Raw genomic sequence first — 18,031 nt, forward strand, 5'->3', positions numbered from 1 at the left:
TAAGGTGTGAAAAAACAGTATTTTATTTTCTGAATATTTTTACTTTAATTCATTTTAAATCCCGGGTAATCCACTGGGGTAAAGGCGTTTATAAAGGTTTTCACATGTAGTGAAAAGGGTTTGTTCACTTGAAAGAACAAAAAATGTTTGTTAAGGTAGGGAACCATAAGCGAAAACAAGAAAATAGAAAAAGTCAGGTTTCGAAATTTTGAATGGCTTATGTAACTAAGGGAGAGATTTGGTGAAGATTGAGATTATGGTTTCGCTTGCTATTTATATGGCAGGTATGTTGTATATCGGTTATTGGTCTTATAAGAAGACATCCGATTTATCAGATTATATGTTAGGCGGAAGAGGACTTGGTCCGGCAGTTACAGCTTTATCAGCTGGTGCTTCTGACATGAGTGGTTGGATGCTAATGGGATTACCTGGTGCGATGTATGCAACAGGATTATCAAGTGTATGGATTGCGATAGGTTTATTAATAGGTGCTTATGCAAACTATTTAATTCTTGCCCCGCGTTTGCGAACGTACACAGAAGTGGCAAATGATTCAATTACGATTCCAGATTTTTTAGAAAATCGGTTTAAAGATCGTACGAAAATACTTCGTTTTGTCTCCGCTATCGTCATTTTAGTATTTTTCACATTTTATGCGTCGGCTGGTTTAGTTTCAGGTGGACGTTTGTTTGAAAATTCTTTCAACCTTGATTATAAAATTGGCTTATTTGTAACTGTGGGTGTCGTTGTTGCTTATACACTATTCGGTGGCTTTTTAGCAGTAAGTTGGACTGACTTTGTGCAAGGTTGTATTATGTTTATTGCTCTTGTATTAGTGCCAATTGTTGCTTTTACAGACGTGGGCGGTGTAACAGAAACATTCAATACAATTAAGCAAGTTGATGCATCGCATCTAGACATGTTTAAAGGAACTACAATTCTTGGGATTATTTCATTTTTAGCATGGGGTCTCGGGTATTTTGGTCAACCGCATATTATTGTCCGCTTTATGGCAATTACCTCTATTAAAGATTTAAAAACTTCTCGTAGAATCGGTATCGGTTGGATGACGGTTTCAATTATAGGTGCAATGCTTACTGGTCTAGTTGGTATTGCTTATTACGCTAAAAATAATGCGACATTACAAGACCCAGAAATGGTCTTTGTAACATTCTCAAACATTCTATTCCATCCGTACATTACTGGGTTTTTATTGTCAGCTATTTTGGCTTCGATTATGAGTAGTATTTCCTCACAATTACTTGTTATTTCAAGTGCAGTAATGGAAGATTTCTATAAAACATTTTTCCGTCGTAACGCAAGTGATAAAGAACTTGTATTTATCGGTAGGCTGTCAGTATTAGTAGTAGCTATGATTGCAGTTGTTTTAGCGTATCATCCAAGTGATACGATTTTAACACTTGTCGGTTATGCTTGGGCAGGGTTTGGTTCAGCATTCGGACCTGCCATTTTATTAAGCTTATATTGGAAGAGAACGAACAAATGGGGCGTTCTTGCTGGTATGATTGTCGGTGCAGTAGTTGTTATTACTTGGGTACAAATTCCAAGCTTAAAAGCGACTATGTATGAAATGGTACCTGGATTTTTCTGTAGTTTATTAGCTGTTATTGTTGTAAGTTTATTAACGAAAGAACCAGTTAAAGCAATTCATCGTGAATTTAATGAGATGGAAGCAGTACTGAAAGAGGAAACGAAATAATTAGTGAAGAGAGTAAATGATAACTAGCATTTACTCTCTTTTGTTTTAAAATGAAAATAAGTAACTTATTGACAACTAAAAGTAAGTAACTTATAATTAATGTTGAGTTTAAGATAATTTGTGTTCCGAATAAAGATTTCAGATAGAGTAAATATTTTTTTGAGAATTATCTCGAATCCGAGATTAATTTAGTGATATAGGAGATAATGTGTAATTTTACAGCTTATATCTCGAATTAAAGATAAAATCGTAACGATGGATTTTACTTTGCAGTATGGACAAAATGAATAATGAATTTTAATGTAAAGCAATTTTTATAATGGAATAAAAAGGAGTGGACGAAATGGAAAAGAAAACAATGGGCATACATCATATTACTGCAATCGTAGGACACCCACAAGAAAATGTAGATTTTTATGCTGGTGTGTTAGGTTTACGTTTAGTGAAACAAACAGTGAATTTTGATGATCCAGGTACGTACCATCTTTATTTTGGTAATGAAGGAGGAAAGCCTGGAACAATTATTACGTTTTTCCCATGGGCAGGTGCTCGCCAAGGGATTATTGGGGACGGTCAAGTAGGCGTTACGTCTTATGTCGTACCAAAAGGTGCAATGGAGTTTTGGGAAAATAGATTAGAAAAATTCGATGTTTCGTATACAAAAATAACTCGATTTGGAGAGCAGTATTTAGAATTTGATGATCCACATGGTTTGCATATAGAATTAGTGGAAAGAGAAGAGGGCGAATTAAATAATTGGACTTTTGGAGAAGTTACGCCAGAAGTAGCAATTAAAGGATTTGGCGGTGCGGTTCTTTTATCGGCACAACCTCAAAAAACTGCTGAATTGTTAGAGCATGTTATGGGTCTTGAGAAAATTGGAGAAGAGGGTGAATTTGTACGATTCCGTTCTTCTGCTGACATTGGGAATATTATCGACTTAAGGTTATCAACAATTGGGCGTGGCCAGATGGGTGTTGGTACAGTTCATCATATTGCTTGGAGAGCGAGTGATGATGTTGATCAACTAGACTGGAAAGAGCATGTGTCTCGTTTTGGATACGGTGTAACTCCTGTACAAGATCGAAATTATTTTAACGCAATTTATTTTAGAGAACACGGCGAAATTTTATTTGAAATTGCAACAGATCCTCCTGGTTTCGCTCATGATGAATCGTTAGAGACGATGGGTGAGGAATTAAAGTTACCGGAACAATATGAACAACATAGAAAACAAATTGAACAAACACTTTTACCATTTGAAGTGAAAAATTTAGATTAAAGTGATTGAAAGGGGAAAAGGATTATGATGAAACATGTTTTTCAAAAAGGAAAAGATACGTCAAAACCAGTGTTGTTATTACTTCATGGTACAGGTGGTAACGAATTAGATTTATTACCACTTGCAGAAATAATTGATCCGGAAGCATCTGTATTAAGTGTTAGGGGAAATGTATTAGAAAATGGTATGCCGCGTTTCTTCCGTAGATTAGCAGAAGGCATTTTTGATGAAGAGGATTTGATTTACCGTACGAAGGAATTAAATGAGTTTTTAAATGAGGCAGCAAAAACATATGAATTTGATAGAAATAACATTGTAGCTATTGGTTATTCAAATGGAGCGAATATTGCTGCAAGCTTATTATTCCATTACGAAAATGCATTAAAAGGCGCTGTGCTTCATCACCCAATGGTGCCTAGAAGAGGAACGCAATTGCCTAATTTAGTAGGGAAATCCGTGTTTATTGCTGCTGGGACAAATGACCCGATTTGTTCATCAGCAGAGTCAGAGGAATTGAAGGTACTATTTGAAAATGCAAATGCAACTGTAACAATGCATTGGGAAAATAGAGGGCATCAATTAACAATGGGCGAAGTAGAAAAAGCAAAAGAATGGTATGACGATACAGTACTATAAAAGTAAATAAAAAAGAAGCATCTGCTACTGATGAGCAGATGCTTCTTTTTTATTTAAGAATGGATTGCAAGATGAGATGAAGAAAGCGGAAGTTGAATATCAACGATCGTACCTTTATCTAACTCGCTTGAAATGTCTAACTTACCATGATGTTCTGCAATTATTTTGTAACACATCATTAATCCTAGTCCAGTTCCCTTTTCTTTTAAACTATAAAATGGTTCGCCTAAACGAGAGATACGATCTTCTGGGATACCGCAACCTTCATCTATAATACGTATTAAGATGAAAGTATCCTCTAATGGTTTTGTTTGGATGAAAATATTTCCGCCATTTGGCATTGCTTCTATCGCATTTTTTAATATGTTTATAAAAACTTGTTTTAATTGGTTACCATCACATTGAATATCACATACGTAATCAAAATGATCCATTATGATATGAACGCTATGCATAATGGCAGTCGGTAAAATAAATGTAACTACTTCTTCGATTAAAGTTTGTATGTTACACGTTTGAATGGATAATACTTGTGGTTTGGACATCGCCATAAATTGACTTGTGATGGATTCCATTTGTGAAATCTCACTTAACATAACATCGATATACCATTTATGTTCCTCATTTATTTCAGGGAGTAGCAACGTTAGAAAACCTTTTAGAGAAGTGAGTGGATTTCGAATTTCATGGGCAATTCCAGCTGTCAGTTGTCCGACTACCGCGAGCTTTTCAGATTTTCGTAATAACTTTTCAGTTTCTTTTAGCTCAGTCACATCTCTTCCCATCACAATAAGACCTTTGCGAGAACCATCAGGATGATAAAGTGGAACTTTCGATATACTTAAGATTAGGTCGAAATCATCTCTATGTATAATAAATTCCTCACCATGAAGAATTTGTCTTTGTTGCCATGCTAGTTCGTCGATTTCTTCACAATGTAAAAAAGCTTCTCGGTATGCTTCATTATATTGAATGAGTTCACTATCTTTTTTCCCGTGGTAAGGTACATGATGAAAATTGAAACAAGAAAGTGCGTAGTCATTTGCTTCAAGCCAGCGCCCTTCATGATCCTTAAATATAACAAACGCAGGCATGGAGTTCACTAATGTACGTAACCGCTTCTCACTTTCTCTTAGCATATTCTCAATTCTTTCTGATTTTTCAAGCGGTTTCATAATGGCATATACGCCAGTTAGACGATTTTGGACAAAAATTGGAACTAGTTTTGTCACGACGTCTAATAAGAATCCATTTTTATGATAAATAGATATGATGTACTCTTGTTGATTATCCGCTTCAGTATTCTTTATATTTTGTAATACTTGCTCGGAAATATGTGCTTCTAAAATAGAGGTAATATTTTTCTGTTCTAATTCTAAAGAAGTGTAACCTAATATTCTTTCGGCAGAAGGGTTTATATGTAGAATAACTCCCTCTAAATTTAATGAAATAATACTATCAGGATTGTGCTCGAACAGAGATGCGTACATTTTTGTTAATGAACGATCTTGTATATGGTTTCGCAAACGTCTAGAAATGTTCGGATGACGTTTTCTTTGAGTTGATGAATATTTTTTACGACTCATAATAGTTCCTCCGTACAAATAGCATCTAAAAAGATTTGTCTATTCATAACTATAATATAGATGTAATGTGTATTTCTATAAAAAATGGAAGTTATAGAATAAATTTTGTTTTCTTTATTTTTTGCAAAGTGAATGTAAGGTGGTAATAAGGGGAGCTTATATTGTTTTATAAATCTTTTGTCAGTTACAGGCGGGTATTTTCCTTATAATATTAGGATAGAAGAGGGGGAGAGGAAATGAAAAGTTATATTCAAGGGATTGATCATGTGCAAGTAGCTGCGCCTGTAGGGTGTGAAGAAGAAGCACGAGAATTTTATGGTAAAAAAATAGGTATGGAGGAAATACCGAAGCCAGAGGAATTAAAGAAGCGTGGTGGGTGCTGGTTTAAGTGTGGAAATCAAGAGATTCATATCGGAGTTGAGAAAAACTTTAATCCAGCTAAAAAGGCACATCCAGCTTTTTATGTTTTAAAAATTGATGAATTTAAACAAGAGTTAATAAAGCAAGGTATTGAAGTAATAGATGATCATGCACGACCAGATGTAATTAGATTTTACGTGTCAGATCCATTTGGAAATCGAATTGAATTTATGAAAAATAAAAACTAGGTGGAAATCCACCTAGTTTTTTAAGCTTTTCTAAATAATCCTAATACTTCAACCGTTTCGGTAATGTTAACGAATGCATGAGGATCAATTTCAGAAATTGTTAATTTCATACTTGCCAATTCTTCACGAGAAACGACGGTCATAAGTACACGTTTTTTTTCGCTGGAATAAGCACCTTCGCCATCAAGTAATGTAATTCCACGTACAACAGTTGAAAGAAGTTGTTTTTTCATTTTTTCTGCTTCATTTGTTACAATCATAAGTGTAACCTTTCGATGTTTCGTATGAATAGCATCGATCACTTTACCAGTTACATAAATTGAAAGTAAGCTTGTAAGAGCAACATCCCAAGTGAAGAAGAATCCTGCAATTATTACAACGACTGCATTTAAAATAATAAGGAATCCACCAAGTTTAATGTCTCTTTTTCGAGACAATAGCATACCGATAATATCAAATCCACCAGTTGATCCATTACAGTTAAAAACAAGACCGATACCAGCTCCGGCAATGACACCACCAAAGATAGATGATAAAAGTGCGTCTGTTGCTACGACTTTTACTGGGACGTAGTATAATGCAACAGATAATACAATAACAGAGATAACAGTGTTAAAAATGACTTTTTTTCCAAGACCTATGTATCCTAAAATAAGGATAGGTAAGTTTAATACGAAGTTAATAATACCTGTGTTTACAGGCGTTACAATCCCTAAAATAATAGCAATTCCGCCAATTCCACTACTTAAAATTTTGTGGGGGATAAGGAAAAGATTAAAGGCAATCGCAATAATAATAGAACCGATAATAACACCAAGAAATCTAACCATTTCTTTCCCGTCCTTCACTAAAAAATTCATATTATTTCAAGATTATATATGATATTGAAAGTTTTAGGGAAAAACAGTTTATTTCGGAAAATTAGATTAATCAAAAGAATTCGAGTATTTTATCATTTGAAAGGGGATACAGATATGAGGATAAAAACGTATCAACAGAAAAGCCCGTTGAAGCAAGAATGTGAGGATTCTTATTTTTGTAATGACGAAAAAAAGATGTATGGTGTATGTGATGGTGCAACACCGCTCGTCCCGTTTCGTGATGAAAAGGGACATAATGGAGCATACATCGCTTCGCATTTATTTGCAAGTTATTTTACTTCATTACGAGAGAATCGTAGTTTACAATTTGCAGTTGCAAAAGCAAATGAAGCATTGCAAAGCAAAATGTTGGAATATAAAGTAGATACGAGAAAGAAAGAGCATTTATGGTGTACATGTATTGCGGCAGTTCAAATAGATGGTGAGAAAATTGAATATGCGCAGCTTGGGGACTGTATGATTATCGCAACTTTTCAAAATGGAACGATGCAAGTATTAACGAAAGACACGGTTAAAGGAATTAGTAAACGAGCAAAAAGGAAGAGGGAAGAAGATCGTAAAAAAGGTTTATCTGTGCCGGAAGAACCTGTTTTTCAAGATGTTCGAGAACAATTAAAGTACAATCGTTATCTTGCAAATATGCCAAATGGTTATTCAGTTGCAAATGGAATGAAAGAAGCGATACATTATTTACAACATGGTGAATTACATATAGATGAAGTGAGTGGGATTTTTATTTGTTCAGACGGGTTATTCCACCCAGATTGGCCACTCGAACAAACTGTTGCATATATAAGAAAGAATAATATAAACGAATATGTAGCAATCATTGAAGAGCTGGAAGAGGAAAAGAGAATAAGACCAGATGATAAAACGATTATTATGATTGATTTTTAAGAGGAGGCAGTTCAAATGGAAATTAAACGTGTCAATCTAACATTTCAAGATGAATTAGTTCCTTTAGAAAAAGTAAACAAACTGATTATTCACCATACAGCTGAAGATGGGTGGGACGTGTATAAAACGCATGAATTTCATCAAACTGTAAAAGGGTGGAGCGGGATTGGTTACAACTATTTTATCGAAGAGGACGGAACTGTAGTGGAAGGACGAGGTTTACATATTGGAGCGCACGCGAAAGACCATAACCGTCATACAATTGGAATATGTATGACGGGAAATTTCGATAAATACAATCCAACTCCTGCACAAGTGAATGCATTATATTCTTTATGTAAACTGTTTATGAAGCAATTTGCTATAAAGAAAGAAAATATACTCGGTCATAGAGAGTTAGAAGGAGTTACAAAAACTTGTCCTGGAAATCGCTTTTCTATGGTAGAGTTAAGAAACGTACTATCTTAAATATAGAGGAGTAACAAATGATGATGAATATAAAAATACCAAATGATAAAAAAGAAGAGCTTGTAGCACAAATTCAACAGTTTTTCGTTGAAGAAGATTTAGATGAAATTGGACGTTTTCAAGCAGAGCGATTAATAGAAGAAATGATAAAATTAGTAGGACCATTTGCATACAATCAAGCAATTGGAGATGCTAGAAAGCTTGTAACAGAGAAACTATCTAATATTGAAGAAGATTTGTATGTGTTAGAGAAGAATGAAGGAAAATAAAAAAAGAGCCGATGGGCTCTTTTTTTATTTGATTGATAGCAAAAAAACATGGAGAAAACACGGAAAGGACATTGGAAGTACACTATTTATTTTTAGAATATTCTTAGTTTTAAAATACTTCAGAAAGGAAGAGTGTAATGAGATTAACGCCAAGAGAAATTGATAAACTGCTAGTAGTTGTTGCGGCTGATTTAGCTTATCGACGAAAGGAGAGGGGGCTTAAGTTAAACTATCCAGAAAGTATCGCTATTATTACGTATGAAATTTTGGAAGGAGCAAGAGATGGTAAAAATGTAGCGGAATTAATGGAGCTTGGAAAAAACATTTTAAGTGCTGAAGATGTTATGGATGGTATTGCAGACATGATATCAGATATTCAAGTTGAGGCAACTTTTCCTGATGGAACAAAATTAGTAACTATTCATCAACCAATTCATTAAAGGAAGTGAATGAGATGATTCCAGGGCAATATATCCTTGCGAAAGAAGACATAGTATGTAATGAAAATAAAAAAGTAACGGAAGTTAAGGTGTTAAATCAGGGAGATAGACCGATTCAAATTGGATCTCATTACCACTTTTATGAAGTGAATGAGGCGTTAAAGTTCAATCGTAGTGTAGCGATTGGACAACATTTAAATATTCCAGCGGGTACAGCGGTAAGATTCGAGCCTGGGGATGAAAAAACGATTGAATTAGTTCCATACTCAGGGAAGCAAGAAGTATATGGATTTAAAAATAAAGTGGATGGCGATATTCAATCTTACAAAAAAAGAGGGAGATAGCATGAGTTTTAAGATGTCACGTAAACAATATGCTGATTTATATGGTCCAACTACAGGAGATTCTATTCGTTTAGCGGATACACAATTATTCGCACATATTGATCGAAATTACACCGTATATGGTGATGAAGCTGTCTTTGGTGGAGGAAAATCAATTAGGGATGGTATGGGACAAAATTCGCAACTTACAAGGGAACAGGGTGTTGTGGATGTTGTTATTACCAATGCAATTATTATTGATTATACAGGAGTATATAAAGCGGATATTGGTATAAAAGATGGAAAGATTTCAGCAATTGGTAAGAGTGGTAATCCTTCAGTTATGGATAATATTGATATCATCATTGGAACATCAACGGAAGTAATTTCTGGTGAGCGGAAAATCGTTACAGCTGGAGGTATTGATACACACGTGCATTTCATATCCCCACAACAAATTGATACAGCATTAGCTTCAGGTATAACAACTTTAATTGGTGGGGGAACAGGACCGGCAGAAGGGACTAAGGCAACTACAATAACACCTGGATCTTGGAACTTAAGAAAAATGCTAGAAGCAGCAGAAGCTTTTCCTGTAAACCTTGGGTTTTTAGGGAAAGGAAATAGTTCAAGTCTACCTGCCCTGGAAGAACAAATATTTGCAGGGGCTATCGGATTGAAAATCCATGAAGATTGGGGAGCGACTTCTTCAGCAATTAATCACTCGTTACAGATTGCTGATAAATATGATATTCAAGTCGCTATTCATACGGATACTTTAAATGAATGTGGTTTTGTGGAAGAAACGATAAAAGCTATTGATAATCGTGTTATTCATACGTACCACACTGAAGGAGCTGGAGGTGGGCATGCACCAGATATTATAAAGATTGCTGCGCTGAATAATATTTTACCATCTTCAACGAACCCGACCTTGCCATATACAGTGAATACGTTGGATGAACATTTAGATATGCTCATGGTATGTCATCATTTAAAAGCGAATATTCCAGAAGATGTAATGTTTGCAGATTCAAGGATTCGAAAAGAAACAATCGCGGCAGAGGATATTTTGCAAGATCTAGGGGTTTTCAGCATGATTAGCTCTGACTCACAGGCGATGGGAAGGGTTGGCGAGGTTATTATTCGCAATTGGCAAACTGCCGATAAAATGAAAAAGCAGATTGGTAGTTTAGAGGGAGATAAAGAATATAACGATAATAATAGAATTCAACGTTATATAGCTAAGTATACAATTAATCCAGCTATTACACATGGGATTTCAGAATATGTTGGCTCTATTGAAGTAGGAAAGTATGCAGACCTTGTAATATGGGATCCACAATTTTTCGGTGTTAAGCCAGATATGGTTTTGAAAAACGGGATGGTAGTGATGGCATTAATGGGAGACGAGAATGCTTCGATTCCTACCCCACAACCATATTATGAAAAAAAGATGTTTGGTGCATATGGAAAAGCAGTACAGTCAAGTTCGATTACATTTGTATCGAAAGTAGCTTATGAGAATAATATTAAAGAAAAATTAGGTTTAAATAAAGTTGTATTACCTGTTAAAAATACGAGAGAGATTTCGAAGCGAGATATGAAACTAAATAATGCAACACCAAAAATTGAAGTAGATCCGCAGACATATGAAGTTAAAGTTGATGGACAAGTAATCACGTGTGAAGCAGTAGATATACTACCTATGGCTCAAAGATATTTTTTATTTTGATATAACGGGGGAGATAAAATGATTATTGAAAAAATTAATAACAACGTATGTAATATGAATGATTTCTCAAATACAACAAAGCATCTTGATAAAATATCGATTTCTAGTGAGCTTTTACTGAAGAGGGTTCAGAAATTATATTCAGAATCTGGTTTTGAAATTGGGGTGTCTTTAGATAGTGGAGAAACATTAAAGAACGGTGATATTTTATATGAAGATGAAAATCGAATTGTATATATTGAAGTATTACCAGAAGAGGTGATTGTAATTACTCCAACATCAATAAAAGAAATGGGAATTATTGCTCATAACTTAGGAAATAGACATTTACCAGCACAATTCGATGAAGGGTGCATGATTTTGGCAAATGACTACTTAGTAGAAGATTTACTTAAAAAGGAAGGTGTTCCTTATCAAAAAGAAAATAGAGTATTACCAAAACCATTCAAGCATGCTTCACACAAACATATTTAACCTACTTAACCTACTCCAAATTAGTGATTCGAACTTCCCAACAGGAAGTTTTAGTCACTCTTTTGGATTAGAAACGTTTATTCAAGAGGGACAAGTTACAAGTAAAGCCGAATTTTTCAAATGGGTTAATCGATATATAAAAGTCCAATTAACATACACGGATGGCTTAATTTGCAAATATACTTACGAAGCAATTAAGACTAATGAGGGAGAACAAATTACATTTTTAGATGATTTAATAACAGCACAAACACTGCCTTTTGAATGTAGAAAAGCAAATAGAATGATTAGTAAAAGTACTTCTAAATTATTGTGTGAATTGTTCTCATTTGTAAATTTAAATATATATAAAGAAAATATTATGGGTAATAAATTACAAGGTCATCCGAGTATCGTATACGGAATATTAGGAGCGGAATTGAAAATGACAATAGAAGAAACGCTCTTAGTTTTCTTATACTCAAGTGTTGGAAGTATAATTCAAAACGGTGTGAGAGCCATTCCTCTTGGACAAACAGATGGTCAAAAATTATTACAAGAATGCCATGAATTAATCTGTGAATCTATTGATAGAATTCAAATACTTTCATTAGAGGATTTTGGATTGAATGATCCTGAATTCGAAATAAATCAAATGCAACATGAAGATGTAAATGTAAGGGTCTTCATGTCATAGGGAGGAAAAAATAAAATGATAAAGCCTATTAGAATTGGTATCGGTGGCCCAGTAGGTGCTGGGAAAACAATGTTAGTTGAAAAGTTAACAAAACATCTAAATACAGATTATGAAATTGCAGCAATTACAAACGATATTTATACGAAAGAAGATGCAAAGATTTTATTGAAAACAGGTGTTTTGCCAGAAGATAGAATTATTGGTGTAGAGACAGGAGGGTGTCCACATACAGCAATTCGAGAGGACGCTTCTATGAATTTTGAAGCAATTGAAGAACTTATGATGAGACATAATAATTTAGATATTATTTTTATTGAAAGTGGGGGTGATAATTTAGCTGCCACATTTAGTCCGGAGCTAGTGGATTTTTCAATTTATATTATTGATGTGGCACAGGGAGAAAAGATTCCGCGTAAAGGTGGACAAGGAATGATCAAATCTGATGTATTTGTAATTAATAAAACGGATTTGGCACCTTATGTAGGGGCTGATCTTGGAGTTATGGAGCAGGATACGAAAAATTACCGACATAATAAACCATACTTTTTTACAAATTTGAAGGATGAGGAAGGTTTACAAGAATTAATAAATTGGATGCGACAAAACATTATGTTAGAAGGATTGAAAAAATGAAATCCCCTACAGGTGTCTTAAATATTGATGTGATGGAAAAGAGACATAAAACCGTACCTATTAAGGTTTATCATAAAGATGCCTTAAAAGTAACGCAGCCAATATATTTGGACGAGTATGGTAGAGCATATTACTATATTATGAATTCTGGTGGAGGCTATTTAAAAGGAGATTTCTATTCTATAAATATAAATGTTGGTAAAGATGCGAAAACATATATAACAAGCCAATCGGCAACGAAAGTTTACAAGACTCCAAATAGTTATGCTTTGCAAGAATTGAATGTTTATATTGGTGAGAATGCTGTTATGGAATATCTACCAGACCCGTTAATTATGTACAAGGATGCAGCATATAAGCAAAAAACAAATATATATATGCAAAATAATTCTACATTGATTTTATGCGATTCAGTTACGCCTGGTTGGTCGCCAAATATGGAGAAATTCACATACCAATATTTTGATTCGTTAACAAAAATATATATGGAAAATAAACTTGTAGTATACGATCATCTATTGTTAAACCCTTTCAAAGAGTCGTTAGATCAAATGGGAATATTAAATCAATATTCCCATTATGGTACTTTCATAGTTATTAATGAGAACATTACAAATGATTTAATTGCAGCATTGAAAACATCACTATCTAACACTAACAATATGAAAATTGGAATATCTTCTACACCATGTAAAGGCTTTGTCATACGCATACTTAGTCATAATACAGAGGATATCGAGTCTATATTTTTTCAGTGTCATCGTTTTGTTAGAGAGAATTGTCTACATGAAGAATTAACATCCTATCGAAAATATTAAGTAAGAGAAGGGGATACTATGACTAATGTGGGATTATTGTTTGTCGGTGCAGTTCTATTTATGAATTCACTAGCAGCTTTTAAACTCATTGATAGCAAAAGTGTAGGATACTTTAATTTATTTGTAGGGGCATTACAAACTGTGACACCATTATATTTATTATTTACAGGAAGTCAATCCGATGAGTGGACTATCCTATCTAATGGAACTATTTTTTTATTTGGTTTTACTTATTTATATGTTGGTCTTACGAATATATTAAAACTTGATTCTTCAGGTGTAGGTTACTATTCTCTTTGGGTTGCTATCATTGCAACGGTTATGGGAATAGTGAATCAATTACATGAGAGTGGAAGTCTACAAAGTACAATAATTTGGTTCTTTTGGGCATTCCTTTGGTTTTTATTTTTCCTACAAGATGGATTGAAAAAGAAGATTCATATTTATGTAGGTATTGTTTGCTTCGTTGAATCCTGGATTACTGCAACAGTACCAGCTCTGTTAACACTTACAAATCATACAGACGTGTTAAATAATTTTGTAATTATTTTAGCGACTATTATAACGATTGTAGTTTTTATTATGGCACTTTTCTTTTTCAAAAGTATTCAATTTAAAGTAGAAAGGGTTAGTAACTATGTGGAAAAGTGAACTGAAAAAGGCAACTAATTTTTTTGTTATTATTATATTTCTTCATGTGCTTGGAATTCTCTTATTATTACCGGCACTGTATAAAGGTAATAGCATAATCGGAATGGCTATTATTGCATATTCTTTAGGATTGCGTCATGCGTTTGATAGTGATCATATTGTCGCAATTGATAATACTGTTCGGAAATTAATTGAAAAAGGTAAAAACTCACAGGGGGTGGGGTTTTACTTCTCATTAGGACACTCTACTGTAGTATTTGTGATGATCGTATTAATTGCTTTAATTGGAAAAACAGCAAAACATGGAATGGAGAGTTTTTCTACTATAGGCGGTATTATCGGAACAATTGTTTCTAGTACATTTCTTATTATTATCGGTCTTACCAATCTGTTGTATCTTATTAAAGTGTTACGAAGCAAAGAGGATAAGCAGCCAGAGAACTTAGGATTTATATACCGTTTCACGCAACGCTTATTTACGTTTATTGATAGTCAAAAGCAATTGTATATAATCGGTTTTTTATTTGGTCTTGGCTTTGATACAGCAAGTGAAATCGGATTAATTGCTCTTTCTACAGTAACTGCAACAAGTCAATCTATCCCGCTTGTAAGTATATTTGCTTTTCCCATTTTGTTTGCTGCAGGAATGTCATTGATGGATACATTAGATAGTACATTCATGAATACGAATTATAAGTGGGCAATGGAAAATAGTCGAATAAGAAATTCATATAATGTATTAATTACCTCAATATCTGTTATAACGGCCTTTTTAATAGGGGGTTATCAATTATTATCTTTGCTTATTGAAAGCTATAATTTACAGGGCCCGTTTTGGAATTTCATACAGGTAGTTAATTTTGATTATTTGGGTATATGTCTTGTTGTATTCTTTATTATTTCTCTTATTGTTTTTGCTGTGTGGCATAGAAATGCCTTTAAAGAACCGCTTACAAAGAGTATAGAGAAATAAAAAAATATTGTATGTTATTTAGTTCATTATGTATATAAAGTAAAGATAAAATCTTATAAAATAAAAAAACACGTTAGATGGAAATACATCTAACGTGTTTTTTTTATTTATGTTCCTTATATTCATGAACTTTTTCTTTTACATTACCGACAGTATCTTTAGCAGTGCCTTTCACTTTATCCCATTTTCCTTCAGCTTGTAATTTTTTATTGTCAGTTACTTTCCCGACAACTTCTTTTACTTCACCCTTTACTTTATCAATAGCACCTTCTACTTTTTCTTTTAAACCATGATCATGCTTATTCATACACGTCTCCTCCTTGTAGTTTGATTAGAATTCTCTTTTCATATTGCAAGTTGAATGATGTATCTAGTAATAGCGTAACAAATCTAGTTTGAATATTCAAATGATTAATAGGGTAGAAAAGGAATCGTCATAAAATGTATAATTTCGTAATGAGAAGAGAAAGAATGTAAATTACATGCCTTTTGCAGTCCATATTGATTTTGTATAAGCAATTTTCATATGGGCACGTTCCATATTATTTTGACTGCCGCTCCCGAACCTTGCTTGTCCAACTATTAAATGACAGTTCGTGGCTATAGCTTTTTCAATTCGTTGTTGAATTAATGCAGTATGACAGCCTTTACGCTGAAATTCTGGCAAAGTAGCAGAAGCAGCTAATGAGGCAATCCCATTATTTATATACAGGACACCAATGCTCGCAGGAGTATTTTGAACTTCTGCTATGAAAAAATGCCATCCTGGTTTATCGTAAAGAATTTCGTTATTTTGGCGCACACCATCTTTTGTAAAGGCTGGCATATTAAATCCGCGTACATATATGTCTGCAAACATATCAAACTCATTTTCTTTTAGTTGGCGTATTGAAATGTTAGAAGGAAGAAGGGACGGATCTTCTCTCGGTATACTATATAAAGCGGTATGGAAGCTAGATTGGTAAAACCCCTTTTGAGATAAGTATTGAAATAGTTCAGCTGTACCTTGCGCTGGTGTAATTTCAAAACGGCAAGGAATTTGTAATGATCCATAATAAGAGATAATTTTATCTATCTCATCTGTATTTGTAATACCTTTTACCGTATTAAAGGCAGGACCAGCAATTATTTTTGATGAAAAGGCAGTGGCGCTCCCGAACTTTTTCATTTGTACTTGCATTGGGTTTTCACTTATCGCTTGCAGTAGCGCTACTCTAGAAGAAAGCATATGTATTTCTGCGTTTTCTATTTCTTGTGCTGTATTGAGCGTCATAATAGTACTCATAAAATTCCTCCGTCAATAAATATATTTCATAGTACATATACGATGTTTGTTCTGAGATTCCTGTTGAAATGTAAGAGAATAAGAGGTTTTTTGGAAGGGAAATGGAAGTGAACTGTCGAAGGGAGTGAAAACAGATTAAAGGTGGTGCTCTCATGAAACAGAAAGACGTGCAAACATGCTCTACTTGTGGTTCTCAAAACATAGGAGAAGGTGAGTTTGTCGGATATGCACAAATACGGAAAAAAGAGACGATGTTCACATCTTCACCAGTAGACGCTTATATTTGTACAGATTGCGGGAATATCCTTGTATTAAAAGTACGACATTATGAAAAGTTTAAGCAGAAGCCGTTATGATTATTGAGAAGTGTTTTTATTAGGGAAGTTAATAGGAGTAATATTTTACATATATGTGAGTATGCCTTATATAAGGAGATGACAACATATACTGTCGCTATATGACATACAAAAATGTATAGAAGAAATTGTGAATTAATATGAGGAAGAAAAATTAGTCCTTATTGGAATGTTTCATATCGAAAGCTCCTTTAAATGAATAAGGGAGTTTTTTGTGTTTTTTTAATAACAATAATTACCTTTAATTGTTATAATTGGTTATTAGGGAAGGGTGTTTTATTAACGCGATAATCACAGAAGAAAACTAGCTAAATCGTATAGAAAACCGCTATATAACACAATCGCAACCGTAAGTTGACAAAGTGCAACTGCAGGAAGATAGAGATAAGGGCAATGTTTACATACAATTTAGGTAAGAAAACAAAGGGGGACACACATATGGGATTTGGTGAAAAGCTTTTTAAATTAAGAAAGGAAAAGAGCCTTTCTCAAGAAGCATTAGCTGAGAAATTAAACACAACAAGGCAAGCGGTTAGTAAATGGGAAAACGGTCAAGGTTTTCCTGAAACTGAAAAGTTAATAATGATTGGAAATGTATTTGAAGTATCACTCGACTATTTATTAAAAGAAACTGCTGAGCAAAGTAATGAAAATGTGGAAGGCTATTACGTAAGTAAAGAAATGGCAGAAGGGTATATAGTGTATGGGCAAAAAATTTCTAAATATATTGCGTTAGGATTTAGTTTGCTCATTTTATCGACAATACCGTATTTATTATTTAAAGAAAATGCAACAATGTCGACATTCCTTGTTATTATCATTGCTGTTCTTGGAATTGGAGCAATGATGGTACCGGCAACGATAGAAGAGAGTCGATACAATGTATTGAAAAAAGAAGAACTACTATTTGATCAAAACTTTCTAAAAGAATTGACAAAAAGATATGAAGTAATTAAGAAGAAGTATGCTGCAGTAATGATCGTTGGATTTTGTTTTATAGCAGCAGGAGCAATACCGTTTTTGTTTGAGAAAAAGCATATCACTTCAGGAGAATTAGTGCAGTATTATCCGTACTGTGTTGTACTTATTGCAATTGGAGTCTATCTTTTTGTTCGTGTTGTAGGAGTGTGGGAGATGTATCGAATTTTAGTAGAAAATAAGGAATACAGTAATCGTTTTATTTTTAAAATGAAAAAGAAAGTAAGAAAAAAGGTAGATAGTTTATAAAAAATAAAAAACATGTTTCGGATCAGTGTATTCAAAACATGTTTTTTTATTGATCTGAATTATTTCTTTGGAAATAATTCAGAAAATACTGAA

At 33.8% G+C, this 18,031-nt stretch carries 22 protein-coding genes; 18 read left to right on the plus strand and 4 right to left on the minus strand.

The window, feature by feature from the left end:
- The first annotated feature begins 241 nt into the window (after nt 1–241).
- The 3 genes from putP (at nt 242) to KVT31_RS25440 (ending at nt 3,638) form a co-directional block, all read left to right on the plus strand.
- A complete protein-coding gene (gene putP, locus KVT31_RS25430; RefSeq protein ID WP_140392524.1) occupies nt 242–1,720 on the plus strand; it encodes a sodium/proline symporter PutP in 1,479 nt (492 codons plus the stop codon).
- A 343-nt stretch (nt 1,721–2,063) separates the two neighbouring features.
- The gene (locus tag KVT31_RS25435; RefSeq protein WP_088097332.1) at nt 2,064–3,002 is read left to right on the plus strand and encodes a ring-cleaving dioxygenase; all 939 of its coding nucleotides are present in this window, start codon (nt 2,064–2,066) and stop codon (nt 3,000–3,002) included.
- Between the two features lie 24 nt (nt 3,003–3,026).
- Nucleotides 3,027–3,638: an alpha/beta hydrolase gene (locus KVT31_RS25440; protein ID WP_088097331.1), complete on the plus strand. Its 612-nt coding sequence runs from the start codon at nt 3,027–3,029 to the stop codon at nt 3,636–3,638.
- 53 nt (nt 3,639–3,691) lie between these two features.
- On the opposite strand, the gene KVT31_RS25445 is transcribed toward KVT31_RS25440, so the two are convergent.
- Complete coding sequence (locus KVT31_RS25445; RefSeq protein ID WP_088097330.1) at nt 3,692–5,224, minus strand: BA3702 family sensor histidine kinase; 1,533 nt, start codon at nt 5,222–5,224, stop codon at nt 3,692–3,694.
- Nucleotides 5,225–5,460: 236 nt separating this feature from the next.
- Here KVT31_RS25445 and KVT31_RS25450 point away from each other — a divergent pair, with 236 nt between their 5' ends.
- The gene (locus KVT31_RS25450; RefSeq protein ID WP_088097329.1) at nt 5,461–5,832 is read left to right on the plus strand and encodes a VOC family protein; all 372 of its coding nucleotides are present in this window, start codon (nt 5,461–5,463) and stop codon (nt 5,830–5,832) included.
- Between the two features lie 20 nt (nt 5,833–5,852).
- On the opposite strand, the gene KVT31_RS25455 is transcribed toward KVT31_RS25450, so the two are convergent.
- Nucleotides 5,853–6,692, minus strand: coding sequence for a YitT family protein (locus tag KVT31_RS25455; RefSeq protein ID WP_140392523.1), 840 nt, complete (start codon nt 6,690–6,692; stop codon nt 5,853–5,855).
- 114 nt (nt 6,693–6,806) lie between these two features.
- Between KVT31_RS25455 and KVT31_RS25460 the strand changes: the two genes are divergently transcribed.
- The 12 genes from KVT31_RS25460 (at nt 6,807) to KVT31_RS25515 (ending at nt 15,070) form a co-directional block, all read left to right on the plus strand.
- Nucleotides 6,807–7,610: a protein phosphatase 2C domain-containing protein gene (locus KVT31_RS25460; RefSeq protein ID WP_088097327.1), complete on the plus strand. Its 804-nt coding sequence runs from the start codon at nt 6,807–6,809 to the stop codon at nt 7,608–7,610.
- A 15-nt stretch (nt 7,611–7,625) separates the two neighbouring features.
- Nucleotides 7,626–8,078, plus strand: a complete 453-nt coding sequence (locus KVT31_RS25465) for a peptidoglycan recognition protein family protein (protein WP_088097326.1) — start codon at nt 7,626–7,628, stop codon at nt 8,076–8,078.
- Nucleotides 8,079–8,095: 17 nt separating this feature from the next.
- Entirely contained in the window at nt 8,096–8,347 is a 252-nt protein-coding gene (locus KVT31_RS25470; RefSeq protein WP_001994665.1) for a DUF2164 domain-containing protein, read from the plus strand.
- A 137-nt stretch (nt 8,348–8,484) separates the two neighbouring features.
- Complete coding sequence (locus KVT31_RS25475; protein ID WP_001241327.1) at nt 8,485–8,787, plus strand: urease subunit gamma; 303 nt, start codon at nt 8,485–8,487, stop codon at nt 8,785–8,787.
- Nucleotides 8,788–8,801: 14 nt separating this feature from the next.
- Nucleotides 8,802–9,131, plus strand: coding sequence for an urease subunit beta (locus KVT31_RS25480; protein WP_048544111.1), 330 nt, complete (start codon nt 8,802–8,804; stop codon nt 9,129–9,131).
- Nucleotide 9,132: 1 nt separating this feature from the next.
- Complete coding sequence (gene ureC / locus KVT31_RS25485) at nt 9,133–10,845, plus strand: urease subunit alpha (protein WP_088097325.1); 1,713 nt, start codon at nt 9,133–9,135, stop codon at nt 10,843–10,845.
- A gap of 18 nt (nt 10,846–10,863) precedes the next feature.
- A complete protein-coding gene (locus tag KVT31_RS25490; protein ID WP_088097324.1) occupies nt 10,864–11,319 on the plus strand; it encodes an urease accessory protein UreE in 456 nt (151 codons plus the stop codon).
- Nucleotides 11,297–11,995 (plus strand): urease accessory protein UreF, encoded by a 699-nt coding sequence (locus KVT31_RS25495; protein WP_088097323.1) that lies wholly within the window; start codon nt 11,297–11,299, stop codon nt 11,993–11,995. Before KVT31_RS25490 ends, KVT31_RS25495 begins: the two co-directional genes overlap by 23 nt.
- A gap of 15 nt (nt 11,996–12,010) precedes the next feature.
- A complete protein-coding gene (ureG, locus tag KVT31_RS25500) occupies nt 12,011–12,628 on the plus strand; it encodes an urease accessory protein UreG (protein WP_016080654.1) in 618 nt (205 codons plus the stop codon).
- Nucleotides 12,625–13,446, plus strand: coding sequence for an urease accessory protein UreD (locus tag KVT31_RS25505; RefSeq protein WP_088097322.1), 822 nt, complete (start codon nt 12,625–12,627; stop codon nt 13,444–13,446). The genes ureG and KVT31_RS25505 overlap by 4 nt, the downstream gene beginning before the upstream one ends.
- 18 nt (nt 13,447–13,464) lie before the next feature.
- Complete coding sequence (locus KVT31_RS25510) at nt 13,465–14,097, plus strand: AmiS/UreI family transporter (protein WP_088097321.1); 633 nt, start codon at nt 13,465–13,467, stop codon at nt 14,095–14,097.
- A complete protein-coding gene (locus tag KVT31_RS25515) occupies nt 14,084–15,070 on the plus strand; it encodes a HoxN/HupN/NixA family nickel/cobalt transporter (protein ID WP_088097320.1) in 987 nt (328 codons plus the stop codon). Before KVT31_RS25510 ends, KVT31_RS25515 begins: the two co-directional genes overlap by 14 nt.
- Before the next feature lie 103 nt (nt 15,071–15,173).
- On the opposite strand, the gene KVT31_RS25520 is transcribed toward KVT31_RS25515, so the two are convergent.
- Nucleotides 15,174–15,377 carry a CsbD family protein gene (locus KVT31_RS25520; RefSeq protein ID WP_088097319.1) on the minus strand — a complete coding sequence of 68 codons (204 nt, stop codon included), beginning with the start codon at nt 15,375–15,377 and terminating at the stop codon, nt 15,174–15,176.
- A gap of 171 nt (nt 15,378–15,548) precedes the next feature.
- Nucleotides 15,549–16,355, minus strand: a complete 807-nt coding sequence (locus KVT31_RS25525; RefSeq protein ID WP_088097318.1) for a GNAT family N-acetyltransferase — start codon at nt 16,353–16,355, stop codon at nt 15,549–15,551.
- 152 nt (nt 16,356–16,507) lie between these two features.
- Between KVT31_RS25525 and KVT31_RS25530 the strand changes: the two genes are divergently transcribed.
- Both KVT31_RS25530 and KVT31_RS25535 read left to right on the plus strand, forming a co-directional pair.
- A complete protein-coding gene (locus tag KVT31_RS25530; RefSeq protein ID WP_088097317.1) occupies nt 16,508–16,711 on the plus strand; it encodes a hypothetical protein in 204 nt (67 codons plus the stop codon).
- A 438-nt stretch (nt 16,712–17,149) separates the two neighbouring features.
- Nucleotides 17,150–17,938 (plus strand): helix-turn-helix domain-containing protein, encoded by a 789-nt coding sequence (locus KVT31_RS25535; protein ID WP_088097316.1) that lies wholly within the window; start codon nt 17,150–17,152, stop codon nt 17,936–17,938.
- Nucleotides 17,939–18,031 lie beyond the last annotated feature (93 nt).

This window comes from Bacillus sp. GbtcB14 (assembly GCF_019091205.1).
Classification (GTDB): Bacteria; Bacillota; Bacilli; order Bacillales; family Bacillaceae_G; genus Bacillus_A; species Bacillus_A cereus_AG.

Coding starts and splice junctions, on each gene's coding strand:
- KVT31_RS25435 (WP_088097332.1), top strand. CDS start 2,064: ATGGAAAAGAAAACAATGGGCATACATCATATTACTGCAATCGTAGGA.
- KVT31_RS25440 (WP_088097331.1), top strand. CDS start 3,027: ATGATGAAACATGTTTTTCAAAAAGGAAAAGATACGTCAAAACCAGTG.
- KVT31_RS25445 (WP_088097330.1), bottom strand. CDS start 5,224: ATGAGTCGTAAAAAATATTCATCAACTCAAAGAAAACGTCATCCGAAC.
- KVT31_RS25450 (WP_088097329.1), top strand. CDS start 5,461: ATGAAAAGTTATATTCAAGGGATTGATCATGTGCAAGTAGCTGCGCCT.
- KVT31_RS25455 (WP_140392523.1), bottom strand. CDS start 6,692: ATGAATTTTTTAGTGAAGGACGGGAAAGAAATGGTTAGATTTCTTGGT.
- KVT31_RS25460 (WP_088097327.1), top strand. CDS start 6,807: ATGAGGATAAAAACGTATCAACAGAAAAGCCCGTTGAAGCAAGAATGT.
- KVT31_RS25465 (WP_088097326.1), top strand. CDS start 7,626: ATGGAAATTAAACGTGTCAATCTAACATTTCAAGATGAATTAGTTCCT.
- KVT31_RS25470 (WP_001994665.1), top strand. CDS start 8,096: ATGATGATGAATATAAAAATACCAAATGATAAAAAAGAAGAGCTTGTA.
- KVT31_RS25475 (WP_001241327.1), top strand. CDS start 8,485: ATGAGATTAACGCCAAGAGAAATTGATAAACTGCTAGTAGTTGTTGCG.
- KVT31_RS25480 (WP_048544111.1), top strand. CDS start 8,802: ATGATTCCAGGGCAATATATCCTTGCGAAAGAAGACATAGTATGTAAT.
- ureC (WP_088097325.1), top strand. CDS start 9,133: ATGAGTTTTAAGATGTCACGTAAACAATATGCTGATTTATATGGTCCA.
- KVT31_RS25490 (WP_088097324.1), top strand. CDS start 10,864: ATGATTATTGAAAAAATTAATAACAACGTATGTAATATGAATGATTTC.
- KVT31_RS25495 (WP_088097323.1), top strand. CDS start 11,297: ATGCTTCACACAAACATATTTAACCTACTTAACCTACTCCAAATTAGT.
- ureG (WP_016080654.1), top strand. CDS start 12,011: ATGATAAAGCCTATTAGAATTGGTATCGGTGGCCCAGTAGGTGCTGGG.
- KVT31_RS25505 (WP_088097322.1), top strand. CDS start 12,625: ATGAAATCCCCTACAGGTGTCTTAAATATTGATGTGATGGAAAAGAGA.
- KVT31_RS25510 (WP_088097321.1), top strand. CDS start 13,465: ATGACTAATGTGGGATTATTGTTTGTCGGTGCAGTTCTATTTATGAAT.
- KVT31_RS25515 (WP_088097320.1), top strand. CDS start 14,084: ATGTGGAAAAGTGAACTGAAAAAGGCAACTAATTTTTTTGTTATTATT.
- KVT31_RS25520 (WP_088097319.1), bottom strand. CDS start 15,377: ATGAATAAGCATGATCATGGTTTAAAAGAAAAAGTAGAAGGTGCTATT.
- KVT31_RS25525 (WP_088097318.1), bottom strand. CDS start 16,355: ATGAGTACTATTATGACGCTCAATACAGCACAAGAAATAGAAAACGCA.
- KVT31_RS25530 (WP_088097317.1), top strand. CDS start 16,508: ATGAAACAGAAAGACGTGCAAACATGCTCTACTTGTGGTTCTCAAAAC.
- KVT31_RS25535 (WP_088097316.1), top strand. CDS start 17,150: ATGGGATTTGGTGAAAAGCTTTTTAAATTAAGAAAGGAAAAGAGCCTT.